The 25933-nt window shown below is 39.7% G+C and carries 28 protein-coding genes; 20 read left to right on the top strand and 8 right to left on the bottom strand.

The features are described 5' to 3' along the window. The first annotated feature begins 126 nt into the window (after positions 1 to 126). Positions 127 to 666, top strand: coding sequence for an RNA polymerase sigma factor (locus tag GM920_RS15960; RefSeq protein WP_182959336.1), 540 nt, complete (start codon positions 127 to 129; stop codon positions 664 to 666). Between the two features lie 71 nt (positions 667 to 737). Here GM920_RS15960 and GM920_RS15955 read toward each other — a convergent pair whose 3' ends face one another. From GM920_RS15955 to GM920_RS15945, 3 genes are read right to left on the bottom strand one after another with little or no spacing between them, the layout of a single operon-like run. Next, the gene (locus tag GM920_RS15955) at positions 738 to 1043 is read right to left on the bottom strand and encodes a hypothetical protein (protein WP_182959334.1); all 306 of its coding nucleotides are present in this window, start codon (positions 1041 to 1043) and stop codon (positions 738 to 740) included. A 26-nt stretch (positions 1044 to 1069) separates the two neighbouring features. Further along, positions 1070 to 1846 (bottom strand): 3-keto-disaccharide hydrolase, encoded by a 777-nt coding sequence (locus tag GM920_RS15950; protein ID WP_182959332.1) that lies wholly within the window; start codon positions 1844 to 1846, stop codon positions 1070 to 1072. A gap of 53 nt (positions 1847 to 1899) precedes the next feature. Next, positions 1900 to 2646, bottom strand: a complete 747-nt coding sequence (locus tag GM920_RS15945; protein WP_182959330.1) for a hypothetical protein — start codon at positions 2644 to 2646, stop codon at positions 1900 to 1902. A 126-nt stretch (positions 2647 to 2772) separates the two neighbouring features. Between GM920_RS15945 and GM920_RS15940 the strand changes: the two genes are divergently transcribed. Next, a complete protein-coding gene (locus GM920_RS15940) occupies positions 2773 to 3072 on the top strand; it encodes an ArsR/SmtB family transcription factor (protein WP_182959328.1) in 300 nt (99 codons plus the stop codon). Between the two features lie 11 nt (positions 3073 to 3083). Next, positions 3084 to 4190, top strand: a complete 1107-nt coding sequence (locus GM920_RS15935; RefSeq protein WP_182959326.1) for an NADH:flavin oxidoreductase — start codon at positions 3084 to 3086, stop codon at positions 4188 to 4190. Positions 4191 to 4279: 89 nt separating this feature from the next. On the opposite strand, the gene GM920_RS15930 is transcribed toward GM920_RS15935, so the two are convergent. Further along, positions 4280 to 4543 carry a hypothetical protein gene (locus GM920_RS15930; RefSeq protein ID WP_182959324.1) on the bottom strand — a complete coding sequence of 88 codons (264 nt, stop codon included), beginning with the start codon at positions 4541 to 4543 and terminating at the stop codon, positions 4280 to 4282. Positions 4544 to 4681: 138 nt separating this feature from the next. Here GM920_RS15930 and GM920_RS15925 point away from each other — a divergent pair, with 138 nt between their 5' ends. After that, positions 4682 to 5389, top strand: coding sequence for a DUF2490 domain-containing protein (locus tag GM920_RS15925; protein ID WP_182959322.1), 708 nt, complete (start codon positions 4682 to 4684; stop codon positions 5387 to 5389). Between the two features lie 74 nt (positions 5390 to 5463). Here the strand turns inward: GM920_RS15925 and GM920_RS15920 are convergent, their stop codons facing one another. Beyond that, positions 5464 to 6669 (bottom strand): aminotransferase class I/II-fold pyridoxal phosphate-dependent enzyme, encoded by a 1206-nt coding sequence (locus tag GM920_RS15920; RefSeq protein ID WP_182959320.1) that lies wholly within the window; start codon positions 6667 to 6669, stop codon positions 5464 to 5466. A gap of 54 nt (positions 6670 to 6723) precedes the next feature. Here GM920_RS15920 and GM920_RS15915 point away from each other — a divergent pair, with 54 nt between their 5' ends. The 4 genes from GM920_RS15915 (at position 6724) to GM920_RS15900 (ending at position 9402) form a co-directional block, all read left to right on the top strand. Further along, positions 6724 to 7341: a phosphatase PAP2 family protein gene (locus GM920_RS15915; RefSeq protein ID WP_235964551.1), complete on the top strand. Its 618-nt coding sequence runs from the start codon at positions 6724 to 6726 to the stop codon at positions 7339 to 7341. Positions 7342 to 7453: 112 nt separating this feature from the next. Next, the gene (locus GM920_RS15910) at positions 7454 to 7765 is read left to right on the top strand and encodes a hypothetical protein (RefSeq protein WP_182959318.1); all 312 of its coding nucleotides are present in this window, start codon (positions 7454 to 7456) and stop codon (positions 7763 to 7765) included. Between the two features lie 81 nt (positions 7766 to 7846). Beyond that, positions 7847 to 8740, top strand: coding sequence for a hypothetical protein (locus GM920_RS15905; protein ID WP_182959317.1), 894 nt, complete (start codon positions 7847 to 7849; stop codon positions 8738 to 8740). A 137-nt stretch (positions 8741 to 8877) separates the two neighbouring features. Beyond that, the gene (locus GM920_RS15900; RefSeq protein ID WP_182959315.1) at positions 8878 to 9402 is read left to right on the top strand and encodes an OmpA family protein; all 525 of its coding nucleotides are present in this window, start codon (positions 8878 to 8880) and stop codon (positions 9400 to 9402) included. 28 nt (positions 9403 to 9430) lie between these two features. Here GM920_RS15900 and GM920_RS15895 read toward each other — a convergent pair whose 3' ends face one another. Both GM920_RS15895 and GM920_RS15890 read right to left on the bottom strand, forming a co-directional pair. Next, positions 9431 to 11410: a PAS domain-containing sensor histidine kinase gene (locus GM920_RS15895; RefSeq protein WP_182959313.1), complete on the bottom strand. Its 1980-nt coding sequence runs from the start codon at positions 11408 to 11410 to the stop codon at positions 9431 to 9433. 219 nt (positions 11411 to 11629) lie between these two features. Then, positions 11630 to 12079: a DUF1842 domain-containing protein gene (locus GM920_RS15890; RefSeq protein WP_182959311.1), complete on the bottom strand. Its 450-nt coding sequence runs from the start codon at positions 12077 to 12079 to the stop codon at positions 11630 to 11632. A 177-nt stretch (positions 12080 to 12256) separates the two neighbouring features. Here GM920_RS15890 and GM920_RS15885 point away from each other — a divergent pair, with 177 nt between their 5' ends. The 12 genes from GM920_RS15885 to GM920_RS15830 all read left to right on the top strand — a co-directional run bounded on the left by GM920_RS15885 (position 12257) and on the right by GM920_RS15830 (position 24770). Further along, complete coding sequence (locus GM920_RS15885; protein ID WP_182959309.1) at positions 12257 to 13339, top strand: calcium:proton antiporter; 1083 nt, start codon at positions 12257 to 12259, stop codon at positions 13337 to 13339. A gap of 58 nt (positions 13340 to 13397) precedes the next feature. Further along, positions 13398 to 13676 (top strand): hypothetical protein, encoded by a 279-nt coding sequence (locus GM920_RS15880; protein WP_182959307.1) that lies wholly within the window; start codon positions 13398 to 13400, stop codon positions 13674 to 13676. A 319-nt stretch (positions 13677 to 13995) separates the two neighbouring features. Further along, positions 13996 to 14238, top strand: a complete 243-nt coding sequence (locus GM920_RS15875) for a thioredoxin family protein (protein WP_182959305.1) — start codon at positions 13996 to 13998, stop codon at positions 14236 to 14238. Positions 14239 to 14251: 13 nt separating this feature from the next. Further along, on the top strand, positions 14252 to 14614 hold the full coding sequence (gene nrdI / locus GM920_RS15870) for a class Ib ribonucleoside-diphosphate reductase assembly flavoprotein NrdI (protein WP_182959303.1): 363 nt from the start codon (positions 14252 to 14254) through the stop codon (positions 14612 to 14614). 4 nt (positions 14615 to 14618) lie between these two features. Beyond that, entirely contained in the window at positions 14619 to 16709 is a 2091-nt protein-coding gene (gene nrdE / locus GM920_RS15865; protein ID WP_182959301.1) for a class 1b ribonucleoside-diphosphate reductase subunit alpha, read from the top strand. Between the two features lie 38 nt (positions 16710 to 16747). Further along, on the top strand, positions 16748 to 17731 hold the full coding sequence (gene nrdF, locus GM920_RS15860; protein ID WP_182959299.1) for a class 1b ribonucleoside-diphosphate reductase subunit beta: 984 nt from the start codon (positions 16748 to 16750) through the stop codon (positions 17729 to 17731). Between the two features lie 201 nt (positions 17732 to 17932). Continuing rightward, entirely contained in the window at positions 17933 to 18811 is an 879-nt protein-coding gene (locus tag GM920_RS15855) for a universal stress protein (protein ID WP_182959297.1), read from the top strand. A gap of 81 nt (positions 18812 to 18892) precedes the next feature. After that, the gene (locus GM920_RS15850) at positions 18893 to 19570 is read left to right on the top strand and encodes a PAS domain-containing protein (protein WP_182959295.1); all 678 of its coding nucleotides are present in this window, start codon (positions 18893 to 18895) and stop codon (positions 19568 to 19570) included. A gap of 143 nt (positions 19571 to 19713) precedes the next feature. Then, a complete protein-coding gene (locus GM920_RS15845) occupies positions 19714 to 20520 on the top strand; it encodes a metallophosphoesterase family protein (RefSeq protein ID WP_182959293.1) in 807 nt (268 codons plus the stop codon). 108 nt (positions 20521 to 20628) lie between these two features. Beyond that, the gene (locus tag GM920_RS15840) at positions 20629 to 20997 is read left to right on the top strand and encodes a BlaI/MecI/CopY family transcriptional regulator (RefSeq protein WP_182959291.1); all 369 of its coding nucleotides are present in this window, start codon (positions 20629 to 20631) and stop codon (positions 20995 to 20997) included. 4 nt (positions 20998 to 21001) lie between these two features. After that, positions 21002 to 22183, top strand: coding sequence for a TonB family protein (locus GM920_RS15835; RefSeq protein WP_182959289.1), 1182 nt, complete (start codon positions 21002 to 21004; stop codon positions 22181 to 22183). A 145-nt stretch (positions 22184 to 22328) separates the two neighbouring features. Beyond that, a complete protein-coding gene (locus GM920_RS15830) occupies positions 22329 to 24770 on the top strand; it encodes an outer membrane beta-barrel family protein (protein WP_182959288.1) in 2442 nt (813 codons plus the stop codon). Positions 24771 to 24876: 106 nt separating this feature from the next. On the opposite strand, the gene GM920_RS15825 is transcribed toward GM920_RS15830, so the two are convergent. After that, positions 24877 to 25764, bottom strand: a complete 888-nt coding sequence (locus GM920_RS15825) for an alkaline phosphatase (RefSeq protein ID WP_182959285.1) — start codon at positions 25762 to 25764, stop codon at positions 24877 to 24879. Between the last annotated feature and the right edge of the window lie 169 nt (positions 25765 to 25933).

The following is a 25933-nucleotide window of genomic DNA, read 5'->3' as shown; positions in this document are numbered from 1 at the left end:
ATTTGCGTTAAATACTTAATATTAATGTGATTACCTGTTTTTAGGGCGATATATACGGTATCTTAAATCTAAGCTGGCAAGGGCATAGCGTTTGATGTTTTCAGGGCATACCAATAAAATAATCCCATGAATACTACCACAATCGATTTTAATTTTCAATTATGGAGCTATAAGGATAACTTAAGGTCTTTTGCTCTGGCATTTACACAAAACGATGATGATGCTGATGATTTGGTTCAGGATACGATGCTGAAAGCAATTCGTTACGAAAAGAACTTTAAGCAAGGGACAAATCTTAAAGGATGGTTATACATGATTCTGCGGAATACTTTTATCAATAGCTACAGACGCAGAAATCTGGCGAAAACGTTCATGAATTATGGAATAGACATTACCACTACAGGAGCAGCTTTAGGAGCATCTCATAATGCAGGCTTAGGAAAGTGTATTATGAACGACATTCATAGTGCATTGGGAAAACTACAGCCTCAATACTATATACCTTTCGTGAAGTACTTTGAAGGGTACAAATACCACGAAATTGCAAAGGAATTAGAAATTCCAATAGGGACTGTGAAAACAAGAATTCATGTCGCCAGAGGTCTTTTGAAAAATGAATTGAAATCTTATCAGAATCAGTTTTTTAACAATGGAAATCCATTGTAATTACAAGAAATTTTCTACAAAAGCAAAGGCTCCCATTCATGTGAATGGGAGCCTTTGCTTTTAACCTAGGTTTATTTGGCTTTTACTGAACTGACTTCAATAAGTAAAGGGCCATTTTCTAAGGGGTATCCTGGAACCTTTGTTCCAACAAGCTTCACCTCTTTGTTTTCAAACTTATTGAGGTCAATAGTTTTACTCCTTAAAGCGTAAGTATGGTCGCTTGTGGTAATGGTATGTGTACCGTATTGATAGGTTGTCATTCCCATTTTTTCAATTTTGCCTTTTAAATAAAATGTCAGCGTATCTTTTGGTGATTTCATACTGCTACACCCTGCAAAACCGAAGCCTAAGGCCATTAGAAGAATTAATTTTTTCATAGATTCTATTTTAGAATGCGTTTAACTTATAGTTCTCTAATCCAGATATTACGGAAGCTTAATGGCTCACTTTTATCTCCATGCGATTGAAGTTTTATTGGTGATGGGCCATGTGCTTTACCATAAGAAGGTTGTCCGACATATTGTGTAGGGCCCTTTAACTCAAAATTGTTCTGAACAACCACACCATTGAAAAGCACAGTTACTTTTGCCGGGCTTTTCAAACTACCGTCGGTTTCAAATACGGGTGCGGTCCAAAGCACATCATAGGTTTGCCATTCCCCAGGTTTTTTAGAAGGATTCACTAATGGGGTTGTCTGTTTGTAAATACTTCCCGCCATGCCATTGGTATAAGTTGGATTATTGTAGGCATCCAGAATTTGCAATTCATAACCCAGGTCTCCTTTTCCAATAGATGCCAGGAAGAGCCCGCTATTGCCACGTGCTTGCCCTTGACCGGTGATGTTGGCAGGGACTTTCCATTCCAGGTGCAACTGGTAGTTGTTAAAAGCTTGTTTGGTCTCAATATTTCCGGTTTTCTTATCTACTGTAAACTCCCCTTTATTTACTTTCCATTTCGCAGGCTGAGACCTGTCATCGGTCATCACCCATTGGTCTAAATTTTTACCGTCAAACAGAATGATGGCGTCAGATGGGGCATTGCCAAATGTTTTTGCAGGAGTAACTACAGGAGGAACAGGAGTGTAAAATTCGGTGTCTTCATGTTTGGCTTCCTGTGCGTTGGCGAAACCTATAGTCCCCAGAATTAAAGTAGTGGTTAGGATGGCTTTATTCAAATTCATAGCTAATGATTAACGTGATAATTTTTTCTAATATACTATTATCTGATAGAGTTTTAATTGAAAAATTCTTCCATAAGGTTTTGTCGCTCATTTGTTGCAAGATTGATCAGCTCAAAGCGTTTAGCAGAGGTAAAAGAGCCCATGTCGGTGTCGCTGTTGATGTGAATTGTGCCGAGTAAAATCACATATTTACAAGTGTATTTTGTTTGGTTTATCAATTCATTGATACGAGCATCAATCGCTTCATAAATGACCTCGGTAGTCTCTTTTAAAGGATGAACTGCAGATAGGATTCTATCCTTTTCCTTCAGTATAATCTGCTCAATGGTATTCATTTGATAATCTATGTCCTCCAGATGCCCCAAAGCAATCGTATTGGCGTGTAGCTTTTTTAAGGCACCCTTGGCAGCCCCACAGCAATCAGTGCTATTTTGCTGTCCGAAACGGTGAATTTCACCCAAGACACCTTCTTTTGAAATGCCAATGTGCGGTCCATAATATACTAAAACGGCACCATCATCAGGGACATGGCTGGCAAAAGCACCCATGCCACTTAAGCCAGCGAAAGGAAAGCCGTCTAAACCACCCAATTTAAAAGGACCTAGAAATTCATTGGATCTGACCGGAAACTGTATACTATTGACATCATCACTACAAATACTATCGGCCATCATAATCTGAGCAGGCTCCAGGTCTAGTTGCGCCTCTACAAAATCAATTAACTTGTTGATGCTGTCGATGGTAGAAATGGCATTCGGATAATGTTGACGGATGATCGCCAGTTTTTCTCTTTTCTTCATAAAGCTTTTAATACATGATCTTTTAGAATTGCGCTAAAGATCTTTTGATGGACAACAATCATCAGACCAATGTCATCTCTTTTAGTTTAATAGGGATATCGGAAAAAGTCGATATACCTTTGTAGTATGAAACAGTTAGAAATATTTAAAGCGCTTTCCAATAAGACTAGGTTGGAAATCCTTTTGTGGCTAAAAGACCCGGCCGCGAGTTTTCCTGAACAGGTACATGCTGGCTTTGAAGTTGGTGTATGTGTAGGAGAAATTCAAAAAAAGGCAGGATTAACACAATCTACTGTTTCTGAGTATTTGTCCATTCTTCAACGTGCTGGTTTAGTTTCTTCCACAAGAGTAGGGCAGTGGACATATTATAAAAGAAATGAAGAAACATTTATTGAATTGAGTAAAATTATTGAATCCGATATATAAATAAGATAATTATGAATACAGATAGCTTGTTCAGGCCTTTTAGTCTGAAATCTTTAAATATAAAAAATAGAATAGTGATGGCGCCAATGACGAGATCTTTCTCGCCAAATGGGATTCCAGGAGCAGATGTGGCCGCTTATTACAGCAAACGAGCTGCTGGAGAGGTTGGTTTGATTCTTTCCGAAGGAACAGTCATCGATCGCCCGGCTTCTTCTAATGATGCAAATGTTCCCCATTTCCATGGGACGGAAGCATTGGCGGGTTGGCAACAGGTAATCAATGAGGTACATGCGAATGGTGCTGCAATGGGCCCTCAAATTTGGCACATGGGAATCATGGACAACCACCATTCTGGATGGCTGCCGTCAACACCATTTGAAGGACCTTCAGGACTAAACAGACCTGGATTCAACAATGGAAATACGATGACTGAAGCAGACATCGAAGCCGCAATTATGGCTTATGGAGCAGCAGCAGCAGCAGCAAAAAGGATGGGGTTTGATACCGTTGAGATTCATGGTGCTCATGGTTACCTGATCGACCAGTTCTTCTGGGAAGGCACAAACTTACGTACAGACATTTATGGTGGTAAAACTTTGCCAGAACGTAGCCGTTTTGCAATGGAAGTTGTTAAGGAAGTACGCAGACAAGTAGGTCCGGATTTTGCCATTATCCTTCGTTTATCTCAGTGGAAGCCTGCTGATTATGACTTCCAGTTGGCTAAAACCCCGCAGGAGATGGAAGCTTGGTTAAATCCTTTGGCAGATGCAGGAGTGGATATTTTCCATTGCTCACAACGTAGATTCTGGGAGCCTGAATTCGAAGGTTCTGATCTGAATTTTGCAGGTTGGGCTAAAAAAATAACAGGAAAAGCAACGATTACTGTTGGATCTGTAGGCTTAACTGGAGAGTTTTTGAAAGCTTTTGCAGGTGAGAGTTCGGAGCCTAGTTCATTAGATGAATTAATCCGTCGCATGGATAGAGGTGATTTTGACCTCGTTGCAGTAGGTAGACCTTTGTTGTCTGATCCAAATTGGGTGACGAAAATTAAGGAAAATCGTGTAGAGGAATTAATAGGCTTTAGCAAAGATGCATTAGGAAAACTAGTGATGGACTAAGCAATCCTGAAATAATAATTAATTGCCGCATTAAATCAATTGATGCGGCAATTTTTTTATAAGCTATTGGAGCAACTGTCTTTATTTGCCTATCCAGGTATGGCTTGCGCTTTTAGATAAGTATCAATTTGTTGACCAACCTGATCTACTACCTCTTGTGGATGTTCGGCTTCGTTTCCGCCCGATTCATACCAGCCATTCTCATCCTTAATCAGGTAAAGATAAAAATCTGAACCACCCGATTGGCTTTTGAAATAATAGGTTTTGTCATCTGAAGTGGTTACCGGCCCCTTTACCATTCTACCTCCCGGCAATTTCACTTCCGCGTCTAATAAATGCTTTTTTACACCCATGTTTTTTTACGAACATAGGCAATATAACTTGCATCCGGGTTTTTATTTAATCAAACAGCCTGATAATAATCAACGAACAACGCTTTCTTTAAATAATTGTTTTTATTTTAGCCAAACACGAAGAAAACTAATTTTAAAATGCGTATTTACTTTCTTTTGCTGGCTGTAATGTGTCTTTTTAGCACTTTAGCTATAGCTCAGACTTCAAACCAAAGCACGGGTTGGTTATTCCTGATGAATAACAATAAACTCAGCAAAAAATGGGGAACCCACCTCGATGTTCAATTGAGAACAGGGGATCAGTTTAGTCATTTGAGAAACGTTATGTTCAGACCCGGCCTAACTTATTTTATCAATGATAAAAGCGATGTTACCCTGGGCTATTTATGGAACCAAACTTATATTCCAGTAGCCAACGCAAGTGACATTCAGCTTACAGAGCACCGCATATGGCAACAGTATATCTATAAACATAAAATTAATGTATTCAACCTAAGCCACCGATTTAGGTTGGAACAACGTTTTATCGAGCAACAACAGGGAGATGATTTATTCGCGCAACGCCTGAGGTATTTTGCCAGGGTGATGCTGCCCTTAGCAAAAGGTCAAACTAATTTTCAAAAAGGGGCTTTTGCGGCTTTACAGAATGAGTTGATGTTTAATGTGCAGCATAAAGGAAATATAAACGGTCATTTTTTTGACCAAAACCGGGCTTACCTGGCAGGAGGATACCGCTTTAGCAAAAAGCTTGACCTGGAAGCAGGTTATCTGAACCAGTTTCAAAAAATGCGCAACGGTCAATCGATCAATCATGTCATTCAATTGGCTTTATATACCCGATTTTAATTCAAATGACTATTGGCCGTTGCAAGGATCTTTGAATGAACTACCCTTGTAAAGATCAATGATTTATCTTTTGATTAGTCTGTTTTCTTTTGAAGGAGTAAGCGAAGCTGCCTGCGTTTTGAGCTTTTCATTTGAGTATCCATAGGGAGATATATAAGCTGTTTTAAATTAAGTGCCGAGGGCTGCTCATGTTCAGGTTTTATTGGAGCCAATTTGATCAGACTAGAAGCTTTTGCCGTAGCATCAAAACCATGCTTACGGAGCTCCCGGATCATTCCATCGGGATCATCGCATTCAATGGGCAACACCCAATAGCTGTGGTTTTTGTTTAAAAAACCAATCTTTTGGGCTTCAGGAAGTCCGGAGAGTAAGTCCTCAGCCAGTTGTTTTCTATCCTCAATCCTAGATGGGGAGAAATGATTCCACTTTCTTTCCAATAGCCAATGATTGGCCAAACAGGGTCTAAACCTTATTTTTTTTAAGGGATCATTACCTGGGAAGCCACGGGTAAAACCAGTAAGTACCTCATCAAAATCTTTTCCTAAGCCTGTGATTAAATGATAAAATAGGGTATAACAGCTGTTGATCGTCAATACCTTCATAAATAGAACTTTGAAAAGCTTTTTTAGATATACACTTGTTTTTTGTCTGCTTAGGCCATCATTTAGCTGCTTGATTTTTATATAAAGATCCGGGTCTTTTATTTTAATCAGGGCTCCGCTTATTGCTGTATTGGTTTTGATGAGTCCAAAACTATACAATAGGGCGTCTGTTTCGGGGTGTCCCGGATGGGCAGTATCCCAGCTTGGAAAATGGTCCGGGCAATCGCCCATAAAAGCCTGAGCGGCATCTTCTATGACCATCAGCTGGTGTTTTTTTGCAATTCCAATAATCGCCTCCATATCCATAATGCCGCCAAAAAGGGGACTCAATAGTAACAGCTTGCTGGCCGGATTAATCGCCGATTCAAGTTCCTCCAGATCAATTGATAAAGAGTCTCTAGAGACAGACAATGGAATCGGAACCAATTGATGCGCCCGGATGATGTTAAACATATCCGGAATATTGATGTTGCTTACCAGAACCTCTGTTCCTGGAGGATAGTTTAAGGCCGTCAGGAGCAGATCCAGGGCAGTACGTACAGAGAGTGTAACCAGCTGGTCGCGTTTTTTTGGAAATACCGGCTGCTTGTTTCCCCCAGGAAACAGGTCAGCAAGGCAATAGCCAATACCCACAAAAATATCTTGAAAATTAAGGTCTAATTTGCCTCTCGGGATCATTTGCTTATTTTCTTCCGAAGATAAGTTTAAAAAAATAAAATGTAGATTTACACCATGATTAGCAGGAAAAGCATATTTATCAAATACATTCTCCTATTTCAATTGATGGTTGTTCTTGCCATCCCAATGCAAGTACTTGGCCAACATAAACTACAACAGTTGGATGATCAAATTCTGATTGACCTTTCTGAAAGAAGAACACCGGAAAAGACCAGTTTTTTTTTGTTTTTGTCTAAATATAATGACGTAGTCAATGTTGGTGTTCCAGTCGGACTGTTGGCAGCAGGTGTAATTTCAAATGATAAACAGATGCGCCAGAATGCCTTGTATGTTGCCAGTAGTTCTGCGGTAAATGTGGTCGCTACATTACTCATCAAAAAACTAGTAAAACGTCCCAGACCTTTTAATGGATTGGTGAAAATTAATGCCGTTTATCAACCTTCTCATTATTCTTTCCCCTCTGGACATACTTCTACAGCTTTCACTACAGCAACTGCTTTATCAAATAGTTATCGGAAATGGTATGTGATTGCGCCAGCCTACCTTTGGGCAGGTTCGGTCAGCTTCTCGCGCTTATATCTTGGCGTACATTATCCTACTGATGTGGCCGCAGGAGCAGTTTTAGGAACAGGATCAGCACTATCTATGGGCTTTCTGAGGGGAGATAAGTAAAGCACTTCTTTTAATGCATAATAATATTTATATTTGCTAATATTTGTAGTATTTCTATTCTGCAGAAAGATGACCTGTAGACCATAGATAGGATCCTAGATTGAATAAGCGTATGACCATAACCGTACTTCCAATTATAGAACCGGATATTAAACCGGCCGACCCTTTAGTAAAAGTGATGAATGATCAACTGGTGATACTGGCCAGAGAACTCCAGGACTTGCACCTGAAAGAGGTGGAACTGATGGAGCCATTGTTTGATGATATCGTCATTTATATCAGCTACAACAACAAACAAGGAATTCGTTGGAAGATTGTTAACGATGTCCCTGAATCAGCCATTAATGAAGTCGCAACTCAATGTGATAAACTAGGTTATGTGAGGTGGAAAACAGCAACGCTCAATGCCTTCAATAGAGGTTAATTCTTTTTTGTTTTTACTTTACTTCTCATGAAGTAGGAAACTTTTTTGTGGCTCAGTACGTATTTATGCTAAAGGCTTCAAATGAAAATTCTAAGCGTCATGTTATTGAGCTGTGCCTTAAGTTTAGGAACAGTAATGGCTCAAAATCAACAGGAGATAAATAACGACTTTATTCAGCTTTACAAAGAGAATGCTGAGCTTTCTTACCTCTCTCCGAAAGGAGAATTGGGAGCGCCAGGCAAGTATGTGATCAACGGAAGACTGACCACTAGTTATTTTCTACTCGCTACGGAAAAACTACCCATCGCTTTTGCAGTAGTCCCTGATTTTACGGTAAGAGTTAGAGAAGAGCGCTCGGCAGGGGTTAGGACACCGAGTTTCAGACTTGGCGGAACATTGTTTGTTCGACTAGACAGGTCGCTCCCCAATTATAAATATGCCACTTTATCTTATACCCACCATTCAAATGGGCAAGATGGCGAAGCCTTAAATCCCGATGGGAGTATCAACACCATCAATGGTAATTTTACGACGAATTATTTAACCGCATCTTACCATTTTGGAACGGATGTCAATAAGCAAAAGGCAAAAGGTTATTATGCTTTGAATCATGAAGCTGGCTTTGAATGGCACAAATGGTTTAGTTATGAAAAGGCCTTAAAACATGATTATGGCTTCAGCAGATTTATCTACAAATTTTCATTACGGAATTACCAACCCGCAAAAGAACAATGGCGTTTAAATGCAGAGATCAGTTACGCGGTAAATCCCATGACGGAATATGAGTTGGCTGCCATCAAAAAAAGACTCAACGCAGAGCTTTCCTATCATTATAGTTTCCCTTTTATGAACAATGCCTACCTGATGGTTGCTGCGGGATATTATGGCGAAGATCCTTATAATATATATTACAGGGATAAGTACAGCTATGTTCGGTTTGGTGTTTCCAGTGGAATTTTAAGGGGAAAAAAGTAGCATGCCCCGGTTTGTTCCAATAAATCCCTGATTATTATCCTCCTTTTGTTGCGGTTAACACTATAATCGTAACTAATTCGTTTTATTCCTTAATCATTGGATAATAATTTTTATTTTTAACAAACACAAAAACATAAATGAAAATTCTAAGAACACGTACACTAATCGTTGCGATTGGGTTGCTAACCCTTTCGATGCAAGCTTGTAAGACTAAGAAAATAGTCGCTAAACCAGTTACACCAACAGAAAGAAAAGCACCTGTTGCGGAAGAAAAACCAGCTCCTGCACCAGTTGAAGAAGAAAAATCACCTGCAGTGGAAGAAGTTCCTAACTTTAAATTCACTAATGTTCAATTTGAATTTAATTCCGATGTATTGAAAACTGCTTCATTTGCAGTTTTGGATGAAGTTGTCGCTCAAATGAAAAAATCACCGAACGCACAACTGACTATTAATGGTAATTCATCAACTGAAGGTTCTGCAGCACACAACATGTCTCTATCCGTAGATCGTGCAAATGCGGTAAAGTCCTATCTGGTAAATGCCGGTCTTGATGGCAAAAAGTTGAATGTTAAGGGATATGGTGCAACAAATCCAGTAGCTCCAAATACCACTGAAGCTGGTAAAGCTTTAAACCGTCGCGTAGAGTTTAAAGTAAAATAAAAAGCAATAATAAGGGTTGGAGTGTGGGTTAATTACTTAGGGGTAAGCTGAAATGAAAAGTTGAGCCAATCCCAATCTCACTCTCCACCCATATTTTACCACCATGATGTTCCAGTATCTCTGAACAGAGGTACAATCCAATGCCAAAGCCGGAAATGTTTTCCGTATGTTTAGTTTCCACCCGAAAGAAACGTTCAAATAGTTTTTCCAGCGACTGTGGCTTAATTCCCATTCCTTCATCTTTAATACTGATTTGCGCAGCTAAAGGGCTAACCTGGCAGTTCACGTTTATTTGCTTTCCTTTGGGCGAATACTTGACCGCATTACTCAATAAGTTGGAAACTACCGACCCGATTTTGTCACGATCGGCATGAATGGTAACCGCCTCACAGGGACCTAATGTGATGGTATGCTGATGTAGGGTAGGGTTGTATTCTTCAATCATTTCTTTTACCAATTGACTCAGGTCAAAATACTCCATATTGAGGTGGATTTTTCCGGATTCCAGTCTGGAGAGATTTAAAAAACCATTGATCATATTACTCATTTTTTTGACCTGTACATTCGCTTTATTTAAACAGGCCGCAATAAAATGATCATTCGGTGCCTCTCTTTTGAGCATCATCAATTGAAGATATCCATTTAAAGAAGTCAGGGGAGTTTTTAACTCATGGCTCACCATGCCAATGAAATCATTTTTTCGGATTTCATCCTGTTTTTGCTCTGTGATGTCAAGAATCATCCCTGAGAAATGAGCCGGATGTCCAACTCCCAAGGGATAAAGTCGGCCTAAGGCCCTTAACCAACGGGTATTCTGATGATCGCGACTAATAATAGGGTGCTCTACACTAAAATCTTTTCCGGTTTCTATCGATTTAATAATGGCGTCCGCAACTTGTTGACGGTAATCCTCCTGAACCTGATCCAGTGCGTCATTGAGGGAAACCTCTTCTTTAGGATCATATCCAAACATTTCTTTCATCCTCGGAGAGGCAAAGAAAGCATTGGTTTCAATGTCTAATCTCCAAGTGCCTACATTTGCAGATTCAATAGATAAACGAAGCATTTCTTCAGCTTGTTCTACCTTTTTTCTGGCAACTACCTGTTCTGTAATTACATTAGCTACCATTAAGACGCTTTTGGTTTTTCCATGGTCATCTTTCATTGGCTGATAAACGAAATTGGCGTAAAACTCTTCCAGTTTATCTTTTTGTTTCAATAAGCCCCTCACCTCATTTCCGTAATAAGGTTCGCCACTCGCCAAAACTTGGTCCAATAATTTAAAAAATGGCTGCCCAATTAATTCCGGGAAGGCCACTGACAATGGCAAACCGATTACTTCCTCTCCTTTATCCCATTCCCGCATCGTTTGTTTGTTCGCAGATTCAATAATGAAATCAGGACCCGTAAATAGCGCTATGGAGACTGGAGCATCGTCCAATATATCCCTAATCTTAGATTCACTTTTGGCCAGTTCCGCCAATGCCTTTTCTATTTTTCGACCAGCTAGGACCTTCTCTGTAGTTTCAGAGCAGATCACCAATACCCCACCAATTTGTCCCGGTACATCTTTTACATTGCTAAAACTAAGGGTCCAGTAAACTTCTTCCAGCTGGTTGTTTCTGAAAATAGGAAGCAATTCATCTTCTCCCCAACTGGCCTCTCCACCATTTAGCGCCTGATTAATCTTGGGATGAACAGTTTCCCAGATTTCTGGCCAGCAATCTTCCCCGCGCTGTCCGAGGGCATTAGGATGCTTCCCCTCATCTCCAAGACTTTTGCGGTAAGCATCATTGTAGAATTGTATCAATTCAGTTCCCCACCATAGAAACATTGGGAATCGAGAAGAGATGATAATGCTAATCGTCGTCAGTAAACTTTGCGACCATTGTTCCGGGGATCCAATGGCTGTTTTTGACCAATCATAATCCCGAATCAGCTGTCCCATTTCTCCTCCTCCTTCTAAATAATGGTGATAGCTTGGTTTCTGGGCCTGATCTGGAAGCATATAAATAGTATTAATAGGTCTGATAAAACTTAAATATATATAATTTGAATCCGCTTATGCTATTAAATTATACAAAAAAACACTTTATTAAAACTTTTTTGACTAATAATTTCATATTTGGATATTGGAAAGAGGAATCCTTTTTGGTGTAAAAAGAAAAACTGGCAGGTGGGGGTCTGCCAGTTGTAAAAAATCAAATAGTAGTTTAAGATTATTTGATTACGATAAAGCGTAATGATTTTTTTGTGGGAGATCAGATACACTAAATAGTTTCTTTGATGGTGTAGTTGCAAATAATATACTAGATACAGTCGCATTCCTCACGTACTTGTTAATATCACTATGGTAATGATAATTGCAAATTCCAGTGGTATACTCTGTATTCATCTCTAAATTCAAAAATAAACAAGGGTTTTGTTCGGTATCCATGAGCTTATGGCCTTTAAGTTGTATACATACATTTGCATGCTGTGATTGAGTTTGGTAACTTCCAACCACTTTAAAGCTTAAATTTAGGGGGCCTGTAAGTTCTTTTATCGTGATGATGGCTGTGCCGAAGATCATGCCTGAGGCCTGGGGCTGCAAACTTAAATGGAGCACCGGTTGGAATAAACCATCGCAAAGGATGCGGAGGTTTATAGGTTCGTTGTGTATAGGTTCAGTTATCATTGGAGGTTGATATTTCTATGCCTCTAAATTAGGGTTACTGGACAGCTGTATTAAGCGTGAAAATACCCTAATAAAAAAACAGGTAGAAATACCCCCTTTTCCTTGGAGATGGAGGTGTAAATCCAGGTTTTTTAAACAATTAATCATTTTTTTGGTTCTAACTAAATATCTTCTACTATGAAAAAAACACTACCTCTTCCTTTGTGGACCATTGCCGTTCCTATTCTAGCTTGGATTGCTTATTTCGGAATGTCCTTAGATCTGGGAAGCCTATATTCTTTTGTACTTGCTGCGGTGTTAATCGGTAGTGTGCTGGCAGCAGTACACCATGCTGAAGTTGTTGCCCATCGGGTAGGTGAACCTTATGGAACTTTATTGTTGGCATTGGCCATTACGGTGATAGAAGTCGCTTTAATTGTTTCATTGATGCTCACCGGCGGTCCGGAGACCACAGCATTGGCTCGTGATACAGTACTTGCCGCAGTAATGATCATTTTAACTGGAATGATCGGTCTCTGTTTACTTGTTGGGGGTGCCCGGTTTAAAGAACAAGTATTTAGTTTACAGGGGGTAAGTGCGGCCCTGGTTACGCTTACCGCGATTCTGGTGCTCACCTTAGTTCTTCCAAATTATACGACAAGTAAGGCTGGACCGGTATACACCACTGCACAATTGGCTTTTGTAGCCGTGGTTTCTCTGGTCTTGTATGGGACCTTTGTGTTGGTGCAAACGGTGAGACATCGCGACTTTTTCCTTCCTCCGGAAGCCGATGGCAATGAAGATGCGCATGCTGAACCACCAGCTAAAAATGTTGCCCTTTGGAGTGCACTATTGTTATTGGTCTGTTTAGGAGTAGTGGTGCTTCTTGCCAAAGCTCTTGCGCCTGATATTGAGCTTGCAGTTGTAAATGCCGGAGCACCGAAATCTTTAGTAGGGGTGATCATTGCTGCAGTTGTATTGTTGCCAGAAGGCTTAGCTGCTTATCGTGCCGCAAAAAAGAATCGATTACAAACCAGTCTTAATCTGGCAATGGGCTCCGCATTAGCGAGTATTGGATTAACCATTCCTGCAGTAGCAATCGTCTCCATGGTAACCGGAATGACCGTTACCCTGGGTATCGATATGAAATCTACAGTGCTGTTGTTGCTGTCTCTGTTCACAATTATGCTGTCATTGGCTACAGGTAAAACGAATATTTTACAAGGAGTGGTCCTATTGGTCATCTTTGCCGTTTACTTATTTACCATTATCGCACCTTAATTCAGTGGAATGGGGAATTTCTGAGCGGAAGACAATTAGAATCCCTAGATTTACGCCTATGAAAAAGGTAAGCATAGAAGGTTATGTAGAGTTCGATGCCAATATCCTAAAGGATTGGATCGAAAATGGAGTTAATTATGTGAAAATTGTTAACCTTAATTTAAGCGGAAGTATCGAAGCTTTTGAATTAATCCCAAATTCTGAGATTCCAGAAACCGGAGACTTGATCCATCATATTCTTTCAGAAGACATCGAAGACTTACTAGAAACCATGGAAAAAGTGAAATTCTTAGTCCATGAAATCTATTTAGAAGAAGACGAAGAAGAAACCGAATAGTTTCAAAATAGAATATTGTCATTTCCACATCAGCTATACCTCGAAGCATACCACTCGAAGTATAGCTTTTTTTGTGAGGTTATTTCTTTCCATCATGAAGTTATTTTTCTCAATAATCTTTATACGAATGGATTACAGAACAATCCCTATTAAGTGTAATCATTTTTGTTGTTTTTTCAGTATCTCATCTGTCATAAAATGCAGTTGTTTTTCCACCGAATGTTGATAACCGTTTAGAGTCTTTCTAGATAATATTTGCCATTTTTGAAATCCATCACCAGCCCTGCATGAGGGCTGTTTTATTAAAAAATCCTACGAAATGAGTACTAAAAGAATCATCAAATTCGAAAAAGAAGATTGTAGCCCATGTAATATGGTCTCTGAATATCTGGATAGAAAAGGAATGGTATACGAAACTATCAATCCTTTTAATGACCCTGAACTGGCCATGCAATTCAGAGTACGTTCTGTACCAACGGTGATTCTAATGGAAGCAGAACAGGAACTGGCAAGAGTGATCGGATATAAGCCGGAAGAATTAGCCGCATTGGCAGTAGTTTAACCGGCTTTCGTTGATGACCTGCATTTATTATGACAGTAAAACCGGTAACGTAGAGCGTTTTGTAAACCGCTTAAAGTTGCAGCGCGACTGGAATATTCAAAAGATTGATCAAGTGTCTGCACCAGTACAGGAAGGACACCTGATTACTTATACCACAGGTTTTGGCGAAGTTCCTCCCTCAACTTTACGTTTCCTCGAAGAAAATAGCAGCTCGATTATATCGATCACTTCCAGTGGAAATAAAAACTGGGGCCCTAATTATGCACTCGCTGCGAAAAAAATCTCTGCCCTGTTTCAGCTGCCCATTTTGATGCAGTTTGAACTTTCAGGTACCGCAGATGATATTCAAAAATTTATAGACAATATAGAAGGCTAAAGATATGGTGACTAAAAAATGGATCTTGTTGAACAACGAGATCATGGTTAAAAAAGATGACGAATTCAGCCTTAACAAAGATAAGGAAGCAGTTCGTTCTTACTTTTTGGACTATGTAAATAAAAACACGGTTTTCTTTTATACGCTAAAAGAGAAAATCGATTATCTGATCGAACAGGAGTATTACATTGATTTCTATCAGTGGTATACTTTTGAACAGATGGAAGAGGTATACGACCTGGTTTATGCCAAGAAATTCAGATTCCAATCCTTCATGAGCGCATTCAAATTTTTTCAAAGTTATGCCCTTAGAGACGATAGCGGAGAGAAATTTTTGGAACGTTATGAAGATCGTGTAGTTGCAGTTTCTCTATTCCTGGCCAGAGGTGATGTGCCTCAAGCCAAACAATACGCAGAGTTGCTGATCAATCAGGAATATCAACCGGCAACACCAACTTTCCTAAACTCAGGAAAAAAACGCTCTGGTGAATTGGTTTCCTGCTTCTTGGATGAAATCGGTGATAACCTGAATGGTATTGGATACGCAATCGACTCTGCAATGAAACTTTCTTCTATCGGAGGCGGTGTTTCTTTTAACATCTCTAAAGTGCGTGCAAGAGGAGAGGCCATCAAAGATGTCGAAGGACGTGCAGGTGGGGTATTGCCTATCATGAAAATTCTGGAAGATACTTTCTCTTATGCCAACCAACTGGGGCAACGTCCTGGTGCCGGTGCAGTTTACCTAAACATCTTCCACACAGATATTGAAGAGTTCTTAGATTGTAAAAAGATCAATGTGGATGAGAAAGTCCGCATAAAATCTCTTTCTATTGGGGTCATTGTACCCGATAAGTTCATGGAGCTTGCAGAAAATGATGAAGCCTGCTACCTGTTCTATCCACATACCGTATATAAACAGTATGGTAAATACCTGGATGAATTGGATATGAATGAGATGTATGAAGAATTGGTGACCAATCCTTTAGTGAAAAAGAAAAAGATCAATGCCCGTCATTTGATGGTGAAAATTGCTCAAACACAGAAAGAAAGTGGTTATCCTTACCTGTTTTTCAAAGGAAATGCCAATAGAGGTCACGCACTAAAAGAACTTGGAAATGTGAAATTCTCTAACCTTTGTACAGAAATTATGCAAATCTCCGAGGTTTCAGACATCGAAATCTATGGTAAAGAAGATACCATCCGCTACGGAATTTCTTGTAACCTGGGTTCTTTGAACATTGCTACAGTGATGGAAAACAAAAGGATAAAAGAAGCCGTATCTACCGCAATGCGCTCTTTAACTGTGGTTTCCGACCTAACCAATATCGCAATGGTGCCTTCCGTACAGAAAGCAAATAAAGAATTGCACAGTGTAGGTCTTGGTGCAATGAATTTACATGGCTTCCTGACGAAAAACTTTATCATGTATGAAAGTGCAGCAGCGCTTGACTTCTGTAATGTGTTCTTTATGATGGTCAATTTCTACTCCATCCAAAGTTCAATGGAAATTGCCAAAGAGAAAAAAGAAACTTTTGTAGGCTTTGAGCAATCAGAATATGCAAACGGCAATTATTTCCAACCTTACCTGATCAAAGATATTGCTCCGGTAAGTGATAAAATAGCTGCTTTATTCGAAGGTATGGCCATTCCTACTGTTGCCGATTGGACTGAATTGAGGAACGAAGTGAAAACTCATGGTCTTTATCATGCGTATCGTTTAGCAATCGCACCAAATCAATCCACTTCTTACATCATGAATGCAACCGCTTCCGTAATGCCAGTGGTAGATGTGATTGAGGTGAGAGAATATGGAGATAGTACCACGTATTATCCTATGCCTTACCTGGATAACGACAACTATTTCTTCTATAAATCTGCTTATGATATGGATCAGAAGAACGTGTTGCGCCTGATATCTGTCATTCAAAAACATGTAGATCAAGGGATTTCAACGATTTTACATACCAATACGAAAGACAGTACACGTGATATCGCCAAATACTATATATATGCGCATAAAATGGGCCTAAAATCCCTGTATTATACCCGGACGCGTAAAGCTTCCATTGACGAATGTGTTTCCTGCTCGGTATAAGTCCCGGCAGCAATTAATTACCTTATTAAATTATATAAATGAGTTCATATAAAGCAGTAAACTGGAATACACCTGAAAATGATTACGCAGGAATGTTCTGGGAGCAAAATCTTCGTCAGTTTTGGGTGGATACCGAGTATATTCCTTCTAAAGATATCGATAGCTGGAAGTCTTTGAGCCCGGAAATCCAGGAAGCTTATAAAAAAGCATTGGGTGGCCTTACTTTATTAGATACCCTGCAAAGCCATACCGGAATGCCTAAATTGTTAGACCATATTGACGGACTGCAAAATAAAGCGGTATTGTCGTTTATGTGTATGATGGAAGCAATTCACGCCAAGTCTTATTCTACCATTTTTACTACGGTAAATAGTACCGCAGAAATCAATGAGCTGTTTGAATGGGTGGAAAATAATAAGCTGTTACAACATAAAGCAAGTACGATTGATAAGTACTATAGAAACCTGGACGCACAGCAGGTAAGTGACGAAACTTTGTTCATGGGCCTTGCAGCCTCTGTATTGTTAGAATCTTTCTTATTCTATAGCGGATTCTTTATGCCACTGTGGTTGGCCGGACAAGGACAAATGGTAGCTAGTGCTGACATCATTAAAAAGATTGTTGCGGATGAGTCTATTCACGGCGTATTTGTAGGCCTATTGGCCCAGGATCTTTATAAAAAACTACCAGATCCAGAAAAAAGTAAGCAAGAGCTGATTGATCTTTTGATGGAGCTTTATGAAAATGAATTGAAGTATACAGATGAATTGTATACGGAAGTTGGTTTAACTGCGGATGTAAAAGAATACGTAAGATATAATGCCAATAAAGCAATGATGAACCTTGGTTTTGAAGAGCTTTTTGAAGTGAAATCGGTTAATTCTATCGTGTTGAATGGCCTAAACGGAGAAACAACGCAACATGATTTCTTCTCTAAGAAGTCAACAAACTATGAAAAAAGCATGGAAGTGGTACACCTGAGAGATGAAGATTTCCAGGTTGCTGCAGAACCGGTTTTCTAAAAAAGAACGCTTGCGTTTTTTAGGATTCAAGCTTTTTAAAATAAAAATATCCTGTCTTTGTTGGCTTTAAACGGTCAAATGAAGACAGGATGTTTTTTTTTAAAACAAATGGGTTCATAATCAGTGTTTAATATGATATATATCATGTTTCTTTAATTTAGGATTGTTGACCTTAGTTATAGATCAATTAAAACGCAGCAGATGAAAACTATCTTAATTCCTACCGATTTTTCTCCTAACGCAGACCACGCCGCATTTTATGCTTTGGAACTGGGTAAAAAAATGAAAGCCAAACTTAAACTTTGTAATGCCATTATGGTGCCCGCAGCAGCCCAGATGTCTCCACAAATCGCCTGGCCATTGATGGATTTGGGAACTTTGAGAAAAGATGCCAATCACCAGCTAAAGAAACTTTCTGAAAAGTTGAAAAAGAGCAGTCATGATGCCGACATCTCCATAGAAGAACATCCTCCAATAGAGGTTAAGGCAGAAATTGGCACTGTCCCTGAAGTGTTAAAGATGTTGGTGGAAAAGGAAAAAATCAACCTGGTTGTGATGGGTACCTCTGGAGTAGGAGGCTTAAACCGGTTTTTTCTGGGAAGCACCAGTCGGGATTTAATAGATAATGCCAGTTTTCCAATATTACTGGTTCCACCAGGAACAGATTTTAAGCCAATAAAGAGAATTGCATTTGCAACCGATCTAAGTAACGGGGACCTTGAATTAATTCACTCACTGGCGCTTTTTGCCAGACCTTTTAATGCCGAAATCCTTATTGTACACATTACTCCTGATGATTTTGATCCAGAAATTCATCAAAAGAAAGTTGACGACTTTTTAAATGAGGTAACCTGCAAAGTGCATTACCATAAGGTCTACTACCGTCATGTTAAAGATATGCGGGTTAATGAAGGTCTATCCTGGTTAACCGATCATGTAGATATCGATATGCTGGCTATGGTTCATCGAAGACATCCTTTTATCAAAAGATTATTCGAGGGTAGTCATACACAAAAAATGGCCGTTCATGTGAAGCTGCCTTTGCTGGTGTTTCCTCCGGAAACGCATACTGTGCTTTAAGGTTGTTGAAATTTAACTGGGTGTTCTAAATTTGCTTTTTATTGCCTATAAATTCAGCTCAAATTGTAAATTTGAGCGCTTATGGGAATATTAAAGGAGGTTGAAGTGTACATGACGGATGGTTCTCAAGAACGACTGGTGCCATTGTTAATGGCTTACCAGGAAGCAGTAGATACCAGTATAATTTCTTCTATCACAGATGTAAAGGGGACAATTATTCATGTAAACCAACGTTTTTGTGAGGTCTCAAAATTCAGCAGACAGGAGTTGCTGGGCCAGGATCACCGAATTGTTAATTCTGGTTTTCATCCAAAAGATTTCCTTAAAAAGATGTGGAAGACGATTGGAAAGGGAGGAGTCTGGCATGGCGAAATTAAAAATCAAGCCAAAGATGGATCCTATTACTGGGTGGATAGTGTGATTGTTCCAATCAAAGACTTATCCGGTAAACCTGTACAATACCTTTCCCTTAGAACACTCATTTCTGAACGTAAAGAAAAAGAAGAAAGAGATAGAGAAGATCAAGTCAACGCAATGGAAGAAATGCTGTTTAAAATTTCTCATGAACTTAGGCAACCAGTAGTGAAAATCCTGGGGCTATCCGATTTGATTGACCATTCCCTGAGTTCTCCAAAAGACCTGAAAATTATCATTGATGGGATTAAAGAATCTGCGGTTATGCTGGACAACCATACCAGGGAGCTTGCTAAATTTGTACATAAGATCCGTAATGAGCAGGATTTAGAAGGTGGCGCTTAAACTGATGCGCTGCTGCCAGATATCGAACGAAGATTTTATTAAATTGTACAAAGTTTTCAGCTAATAGTACAACTTTGACCGCAGTTGAAATGTGATCTTTGTTGCTGTTGACCCCGACAGACTTATTAACCAGAATCCTTCCAATGAAAATAGCGATTATCAGTGATATTCATGCCAACTTACCCGCTCTAAATGCAGTTTTAGCCGATATCTCCTCATTTAACCCTGATCGAATTTATTGCCTGGGGGATTTAACTGATGCTGCGCCATGGCCTAATGAAGTGATTGGACTGATTAAAGAAAGGAACATTCCCACCATCATGGGGAATCATGATGAACGGATCGCTTTTGATCATCCGGTTCTTCCACTGATTAAACACAGTTTAAGCGAACAAGAAGCACGTTTAGAAGCCATCAATGATACGAAAAATAGCATTACCGCGGAAAACAAAGCCTTTCTCGCAACTTTACCCGCTACTTTACATATCGAAACTGAAGGAATCTCCATTTTATTGGTTCATGGAAGCCCTGATAGTAATGAAGCGTATCTGTATGAAGATACGGAAGAGCGCAGGCTTTCTGAAATGTTCCAGAAAGCACAAGTAGAAGTGATCATTGCTGGACATACCCACCTTTCTTTTATACGATATTTACCAGGATCCGGTATTGAAGCAACCGCTAAATCCACTATAGATAGTTTGTCAAGCTCAACTGCACAAAGGAGAAATCTTTTGATTAATGTAGGCTCAGTTGGTCGATCAAAAGAGAAAGACCGCAAAGCCTGCTATTTGCAATTGGAAATTCTTAGCGCCAGCCAGGCCATTGGACTCGAGCGCCTGAAGCCCGTCCTTAGAAAAGTGGATTATCCCATAACAGAAACCATTGCTGGAATTAGAAACAGCGCAGTACCTGATTTTTATGCGGATTTCCTGGAAAATGGAACGGCCTAAAATTCCCATCTTCCTTAAAATAAATAAAATTTATAGCCCTGTAATTTAATTCCCTAAAGAATTAGTTATAACTTTAAGCATGAGTTTAACGCTTATTAATTCATCAATATGGAAATTAAGGACCTGACAAAGGCAGAAGAACAACTCATGCAATTACTGTGGAAGTTGGAAAAAGCATTTGTAAAAGAACTGATTGCGGAGTTACCAGAACCTAAGCCGGCCTATAATACGGCGTCCACCATCATTAGAATCCTGGAAACGAAGGGTTTTATTGGGTATGAAGCATTCGGCAGAACACATCGGTATTATCCATTGATTAGTAAGGTCGACTATACTCGCCATCAGGCTCAGAAACTCCTGACAGATTATTTTGAGAATTCTATCCAGGACCTTTTCTCTTTCTTTATGAAAGAGAAGAATATGAACCTAAAAGAAACAGATGAAATTTTAAGAATCATAGACAATATAAAAGATTAACGCAATGGGTTTATTTAGCTTCCTCCTTCAAGTCAATGTGGCACTGCTTGTTTTCTATTCTTTTTATAGACTGTTTCTTCAAAAGGAAACTTTCTTTATGTGGAATCGGGTTTATCTGATGACTGCAGTGTGTTTTTCTTTTGCCCTTCCAATTTTGCGTTTTGAATGGTTGAATAGGAGCGCTGTCAGTCAGGAGATGGAATTGAAAATCGCGGATATATTAGTCACTGAGACGGGGACACCAAATACAAATGTCGACTGGATGCAGTTGGCCACCACATTGTATTTTGTCGGTCTGGCTTTGGCCACCTTGCTATTGACTTATAAGTTGTGGACCCTGCGCGCTAAGCTGCGCAGTCCGCTTAAAGGAACTGCTTTTTCTTTTTTCAGGTTCAAAAGGGTAGATCCAAACCTCTCTGATTTTGAAACAATCAACAGGCATGAAGAGGTTCATATTCAGCAATTTCATAGCGTAGATATATTGTTGATGGAGCTTGCCGGACTGATTGTCTGGTTCAATCCAGTAATTTATCTATATAAATCAAGTATCAAAAGTATTCATGAATACCTGGCTGATGAGGCTGCGGCTGAATTTGAAGGGAGTAAAAGAAATTATGCTTTGCTGCTGCTTAGTAAAGCCTTGGGGGTAAATCCGGAATTAACCAACTCCTTTGTTCGCCAGTCAGAAGTTAAAAAGAGAATCCTTATGCTGCAAAAAGAAAGGTCTGATCAACGGTCATTGTGGAAATATCTCTGGTTGATTCCACTGCTTTCCACGCTGTTATTACTTTCTTCCGCTGTAAACGGAAGTAAGGCAATAGGGGACACTGGAGCTACTCATGGGTTGGTTGCGCAGGCCAATGGTCTTAATAGAAATGTAAATGATACCTATGGAGCAACATTTCCAGGTGGGCTCAATAATTTTATAACCTATCTTAAAGAAGCAACTAAATACCCGGAAAAAGATTTGAAGAAAGGATTGGAAGGGAAGGTAGTTGTCACTTTTGTCATCGATAAAGATGGTTCGGTGACTGATGCCGCTGTAAAAGAAAGCGTAAGCCCGGATATAGATAAAGAAGCATTACGGGTCATCAGAAATTCGCCAAAATGGATTCCTGGTAAGGGAAACGGCGCTCCGGTTAGAATCAGGTATGATATCGGGGTAGATTTTAAGCATAAGAAATAAACTTAAAAACTAGTATAAGACTCTTTTAACTGTGTTTTTAGGTCTACAACTAATTTTTAAGTAATAAAACTAAGAAATTAGTTGTATAACTAATTTCTTAGGCTTAAGTTTGTTTTATAAATCTTTATGGAACAAACTTATGCTTATGCAATACTCATTAAGAACCACCATCAGCAGCGTCGCTGTCTTGCTTTTTTTGGCAATCAGCCTTTCAATATCCGCTCAGAACACCTTCTCAGGTACGATTAAAGGAAGGGTGCTGGATGAGCATAAAGCCACTTTGCCCTTTGCTTCAATTTTTCTTAAACTTGAAAATGATTCAGTCATCTATAAGAGCCAGATCGGAGCGGAGAATGGCGATTTCTCTTTTACGCAAGTAAAAGCAGGAAAATATCTCCTGGAAATTAAAGTCATGGGATATGGCGACTTTAAAAAAAGCGGCCTGATGATGAGTCAAAACTCGCCTTTGACTGATCTGGGGATGATTCAGCTCTTTCCAAACTCAAAAGTACTCACAGGCGTCACCATTACAGGTCGGATTCCCCTGTTCGAAAGGAGAGCGGATAAGATGATCATTAACCTGGATCAAAACCTCCAATCCAGCCCCTCCATGATGGAGGTCATGAATAAACTTCCCGGTGTACAGGTGAATCCTGTGGATGATCAAATCAGTCTGAATGGCAGAGGTGTTCAAATTTATATCGACGGCAAGGCAACCCCTTTGTCCTCAGATGCACTTGCAGGCCTACTCAAGGGTATGTCACCCTCTGGTATTCAAAAGATAGAACTGATCGCCAATCCCTCTGCTAAATACGATGCAGCAGGCGGAGCTGGGATCATCAATATCATTAGAAAGAGAAATTATAAAGGAGGTTTAAATGGGAATGTTTTTGCCAACATCGGACAAGGAACCTATGGCAAGCAAGTTGGAGGATTGAACCTGAATTACAAAGGTGATGGCTTCAATGTATTGTTGAACACCAATTACAATTACAATAAATACAACTTTGATACGAAGGTGATGACTGACTTCTTCGACCAAAATGGCTTCTTGACCGCGCAAACTGGCTCGGATATTAAAAGTGTCAGAAGTACACGGATTTATACCCCTACACTTGGATTGGATTTCTACCTTTCCAAGAAAACAACACTCTCTTTTACGACCGTTCAAAACATTCAACGCTTTCATAAAGATGCCAGATCTTCTCCCTTAATAGCGGATCAAACTGAAGAGAAAGACTTATTTTTGAATCTGGTGAAAGCAAAAACCTTGAATTCGTCCTATAGCATGCATTTTCTACGACAAATTGATACTTTAGGAAAAGAGCTGACCGCAGATCTGGACTTCTATAATTATGACAACCAGACGGGCAATGACAATACCAGCCTGAGCGCCCAAGAAGAAGTGAGTGCTTTAAAGAGTTTCCTGGATCAAGGACGTAAATACAAAGTTTATGCCGCTAAAATAGATTATACGCAGCCATTAGGATCAAAACGCAGGATAGAACTAGGATTGAAAACCAGCTTCGTCAGGTCTGATAATGAGAACAGATTTTTTATAACTCAAACTGGGTTGCAAATACTAGATCCTAGTCAAAGTGATCGTTTTAAGTATACGGAAATGATCAATGCCATCTACACTACTTTTAGTAAAGATGGAACGCATTTTTCTTATCAGATTGGACTTCGTGGGGAGCATACCCTAGGAAAAGGACTCCTCTTTGAAACCAGCGAGCATAACAACCGCCGGTATTTCCAGTTGTTCCCATCCTTATATTTTGATTATAAATTCAATGAAAAGCATAGCCTGAACCTAAATTTAAATAAGAACATCAACAGGCCTACCTATGAAAACCTGAACCCCTTAATCAGAATTTTAGATGCGAACAACTTCTTACAGGGAAATCCCGAGCTGAAACCAGGGATCGTTTATAATGCCGCATTGACCTACAATCTTAAAAATGCTTTTTTTGCCACGGTTGCTTATGGCTATACTAAAAATGATTTCACGTCATTCTCCAGGAAATTTGAAAATACGGAGATCACCAGCACCAAACCAGAGAACAATAAGTACACACAATATTTTTCTTCACATGTGGCCTATAATAAACAAGTCAACTCTTGGTGGTACACTTCAACCGGTATCAATTATAACCAGCGGACTTACAAAAGCGTTTTTGATGGATATGAACTGCAGAGTTCTGGGATTCCAGGGTTTGGAGCTTCCTCATACGATGCTTTTTCGGTGACCAAGAAGTTTTCATTCTTAGTTTTACTGCGCTATACCGGGAAATTCCAAGAACGCAATCTGATCTATGATCCTTCTTTTACTTTCACTGCAGGGGTAAGTCAGAAGCTGTTTAAAAACAAAGGGACACTGGCACTCAATGTGACAGATATCTTTGAGACTTATAAATCCCGATACACGCAAAATTCAGGTGCCATAAATCAAGTATGGGAGAATAAGCTGGAAACCAGAATTGGAAGACTGTCATTTAGCTACAATTTTGGAGGCGCAATAAAAAGCAGGGCCACGAAGAATGCTGCCGAAGAGGAGAGCCAACGTACCAAATCGGCTGAAAATTAAGGCAATAGTGCGGCAGCTATACTTAATTTCTCTACTCATAAAAATTCCCCCAAAAAGTGTCTAACTTTTTGGGGGAATTGCAATCCTGCTCTTTCTAATGGGTGGTTTATTTACTGAAACTATCGCTAACCGCTTTACCTCTCCAGCTTTGTGGGGTTTTCAAGCCCATAATCCAGGCCAGCGTTGCTGCGGTGTCGTAAGTAATGATCACATCCTGAATCTTGTGGTTTTTCTTAACACCAGGGCCATTGATCACCCATGGAATCTGTACCTCGTCCAGGCTTTTTCCACCATGTCCTTTACCCGTTCCACCATGGTCTGCAGAAACAATAATGATGGTTTCTTTTTCAATTCCCGCATCTTTAACTGCTTGTACAACTTTTCCGATTCTTTCGTCGACCTTTTTCAATTGCTCATAATAAGCAGGGGTACGGTGACCAATCTCATGACCAGTATGGTCTGGTTCATCAAAATGGACGAAAGTGAAATATGGTTTCTGTTTTTTGATAATCGTTGCAGTGGTATCTGCACAGAAATCATCTTTGTCATTTCCTGGAACCACAATGCTAATTGCATCTTTTTCTACCAATGGTCCAATTCCCGGCCAGCTGTAAATAACCGCAGTTTTCGCATTTGGTTTTTGCTCCCTGATCACACTAAAAATAGAAGGGAAGGTGCCGTACTTTGTTTTCGTAACAGAAGGGATTTCAGGTGTTTTACTTCCCCATTCTGTATACCCATGTTCCGTTGGGCCAGCACCCATTAACATGGATGCCCAGTTTACTGCACTGGAAGAAGGAAGTACCGATCGGGCTTCCAGACTAGAAGCACCTGTTTCCATTAATTTTTTAAGGTTAGGCATTTGTGCATCTGGAATCGCATAGGCGCCAAGTCCGTCGCAGCCAATAAGGACTACGTGTTTTACATTTTTCACTTGTGCATTTACCCCTAAACCTGCGCATAGCAGGCAAAATGCAATAATTGATTTTTTCATTTGTGTGGTTTATTGTTGGTTAATCGTATTGAAAAGTTAAATATATGTGTTAGTCTGTTTAGTTTCATTAAACAAATGTGATTTTTTGTTAGCGACCCAGCAGAACAGCTAAAGGATACCCGGTTTTTTGGCCATAAAAAAGCCCCCAAAATTCAGACAAATTTTGGGG

The organism is Pedobacter gandavensis (assembly GCF_014172405.1).
In the GTDB taxonomy this organism is placed as follows: Bacteria; Bacteroidota; Bacteroidia; order Sphingobacteriales; family Sphingobacteriaceae; genus Pedobacter; species Pedobacter gandavensis.
Note: the sequence above shows the minus strand (reverse complement) of the source record. Positions and strands in the feature narration are given on the sequence as shown.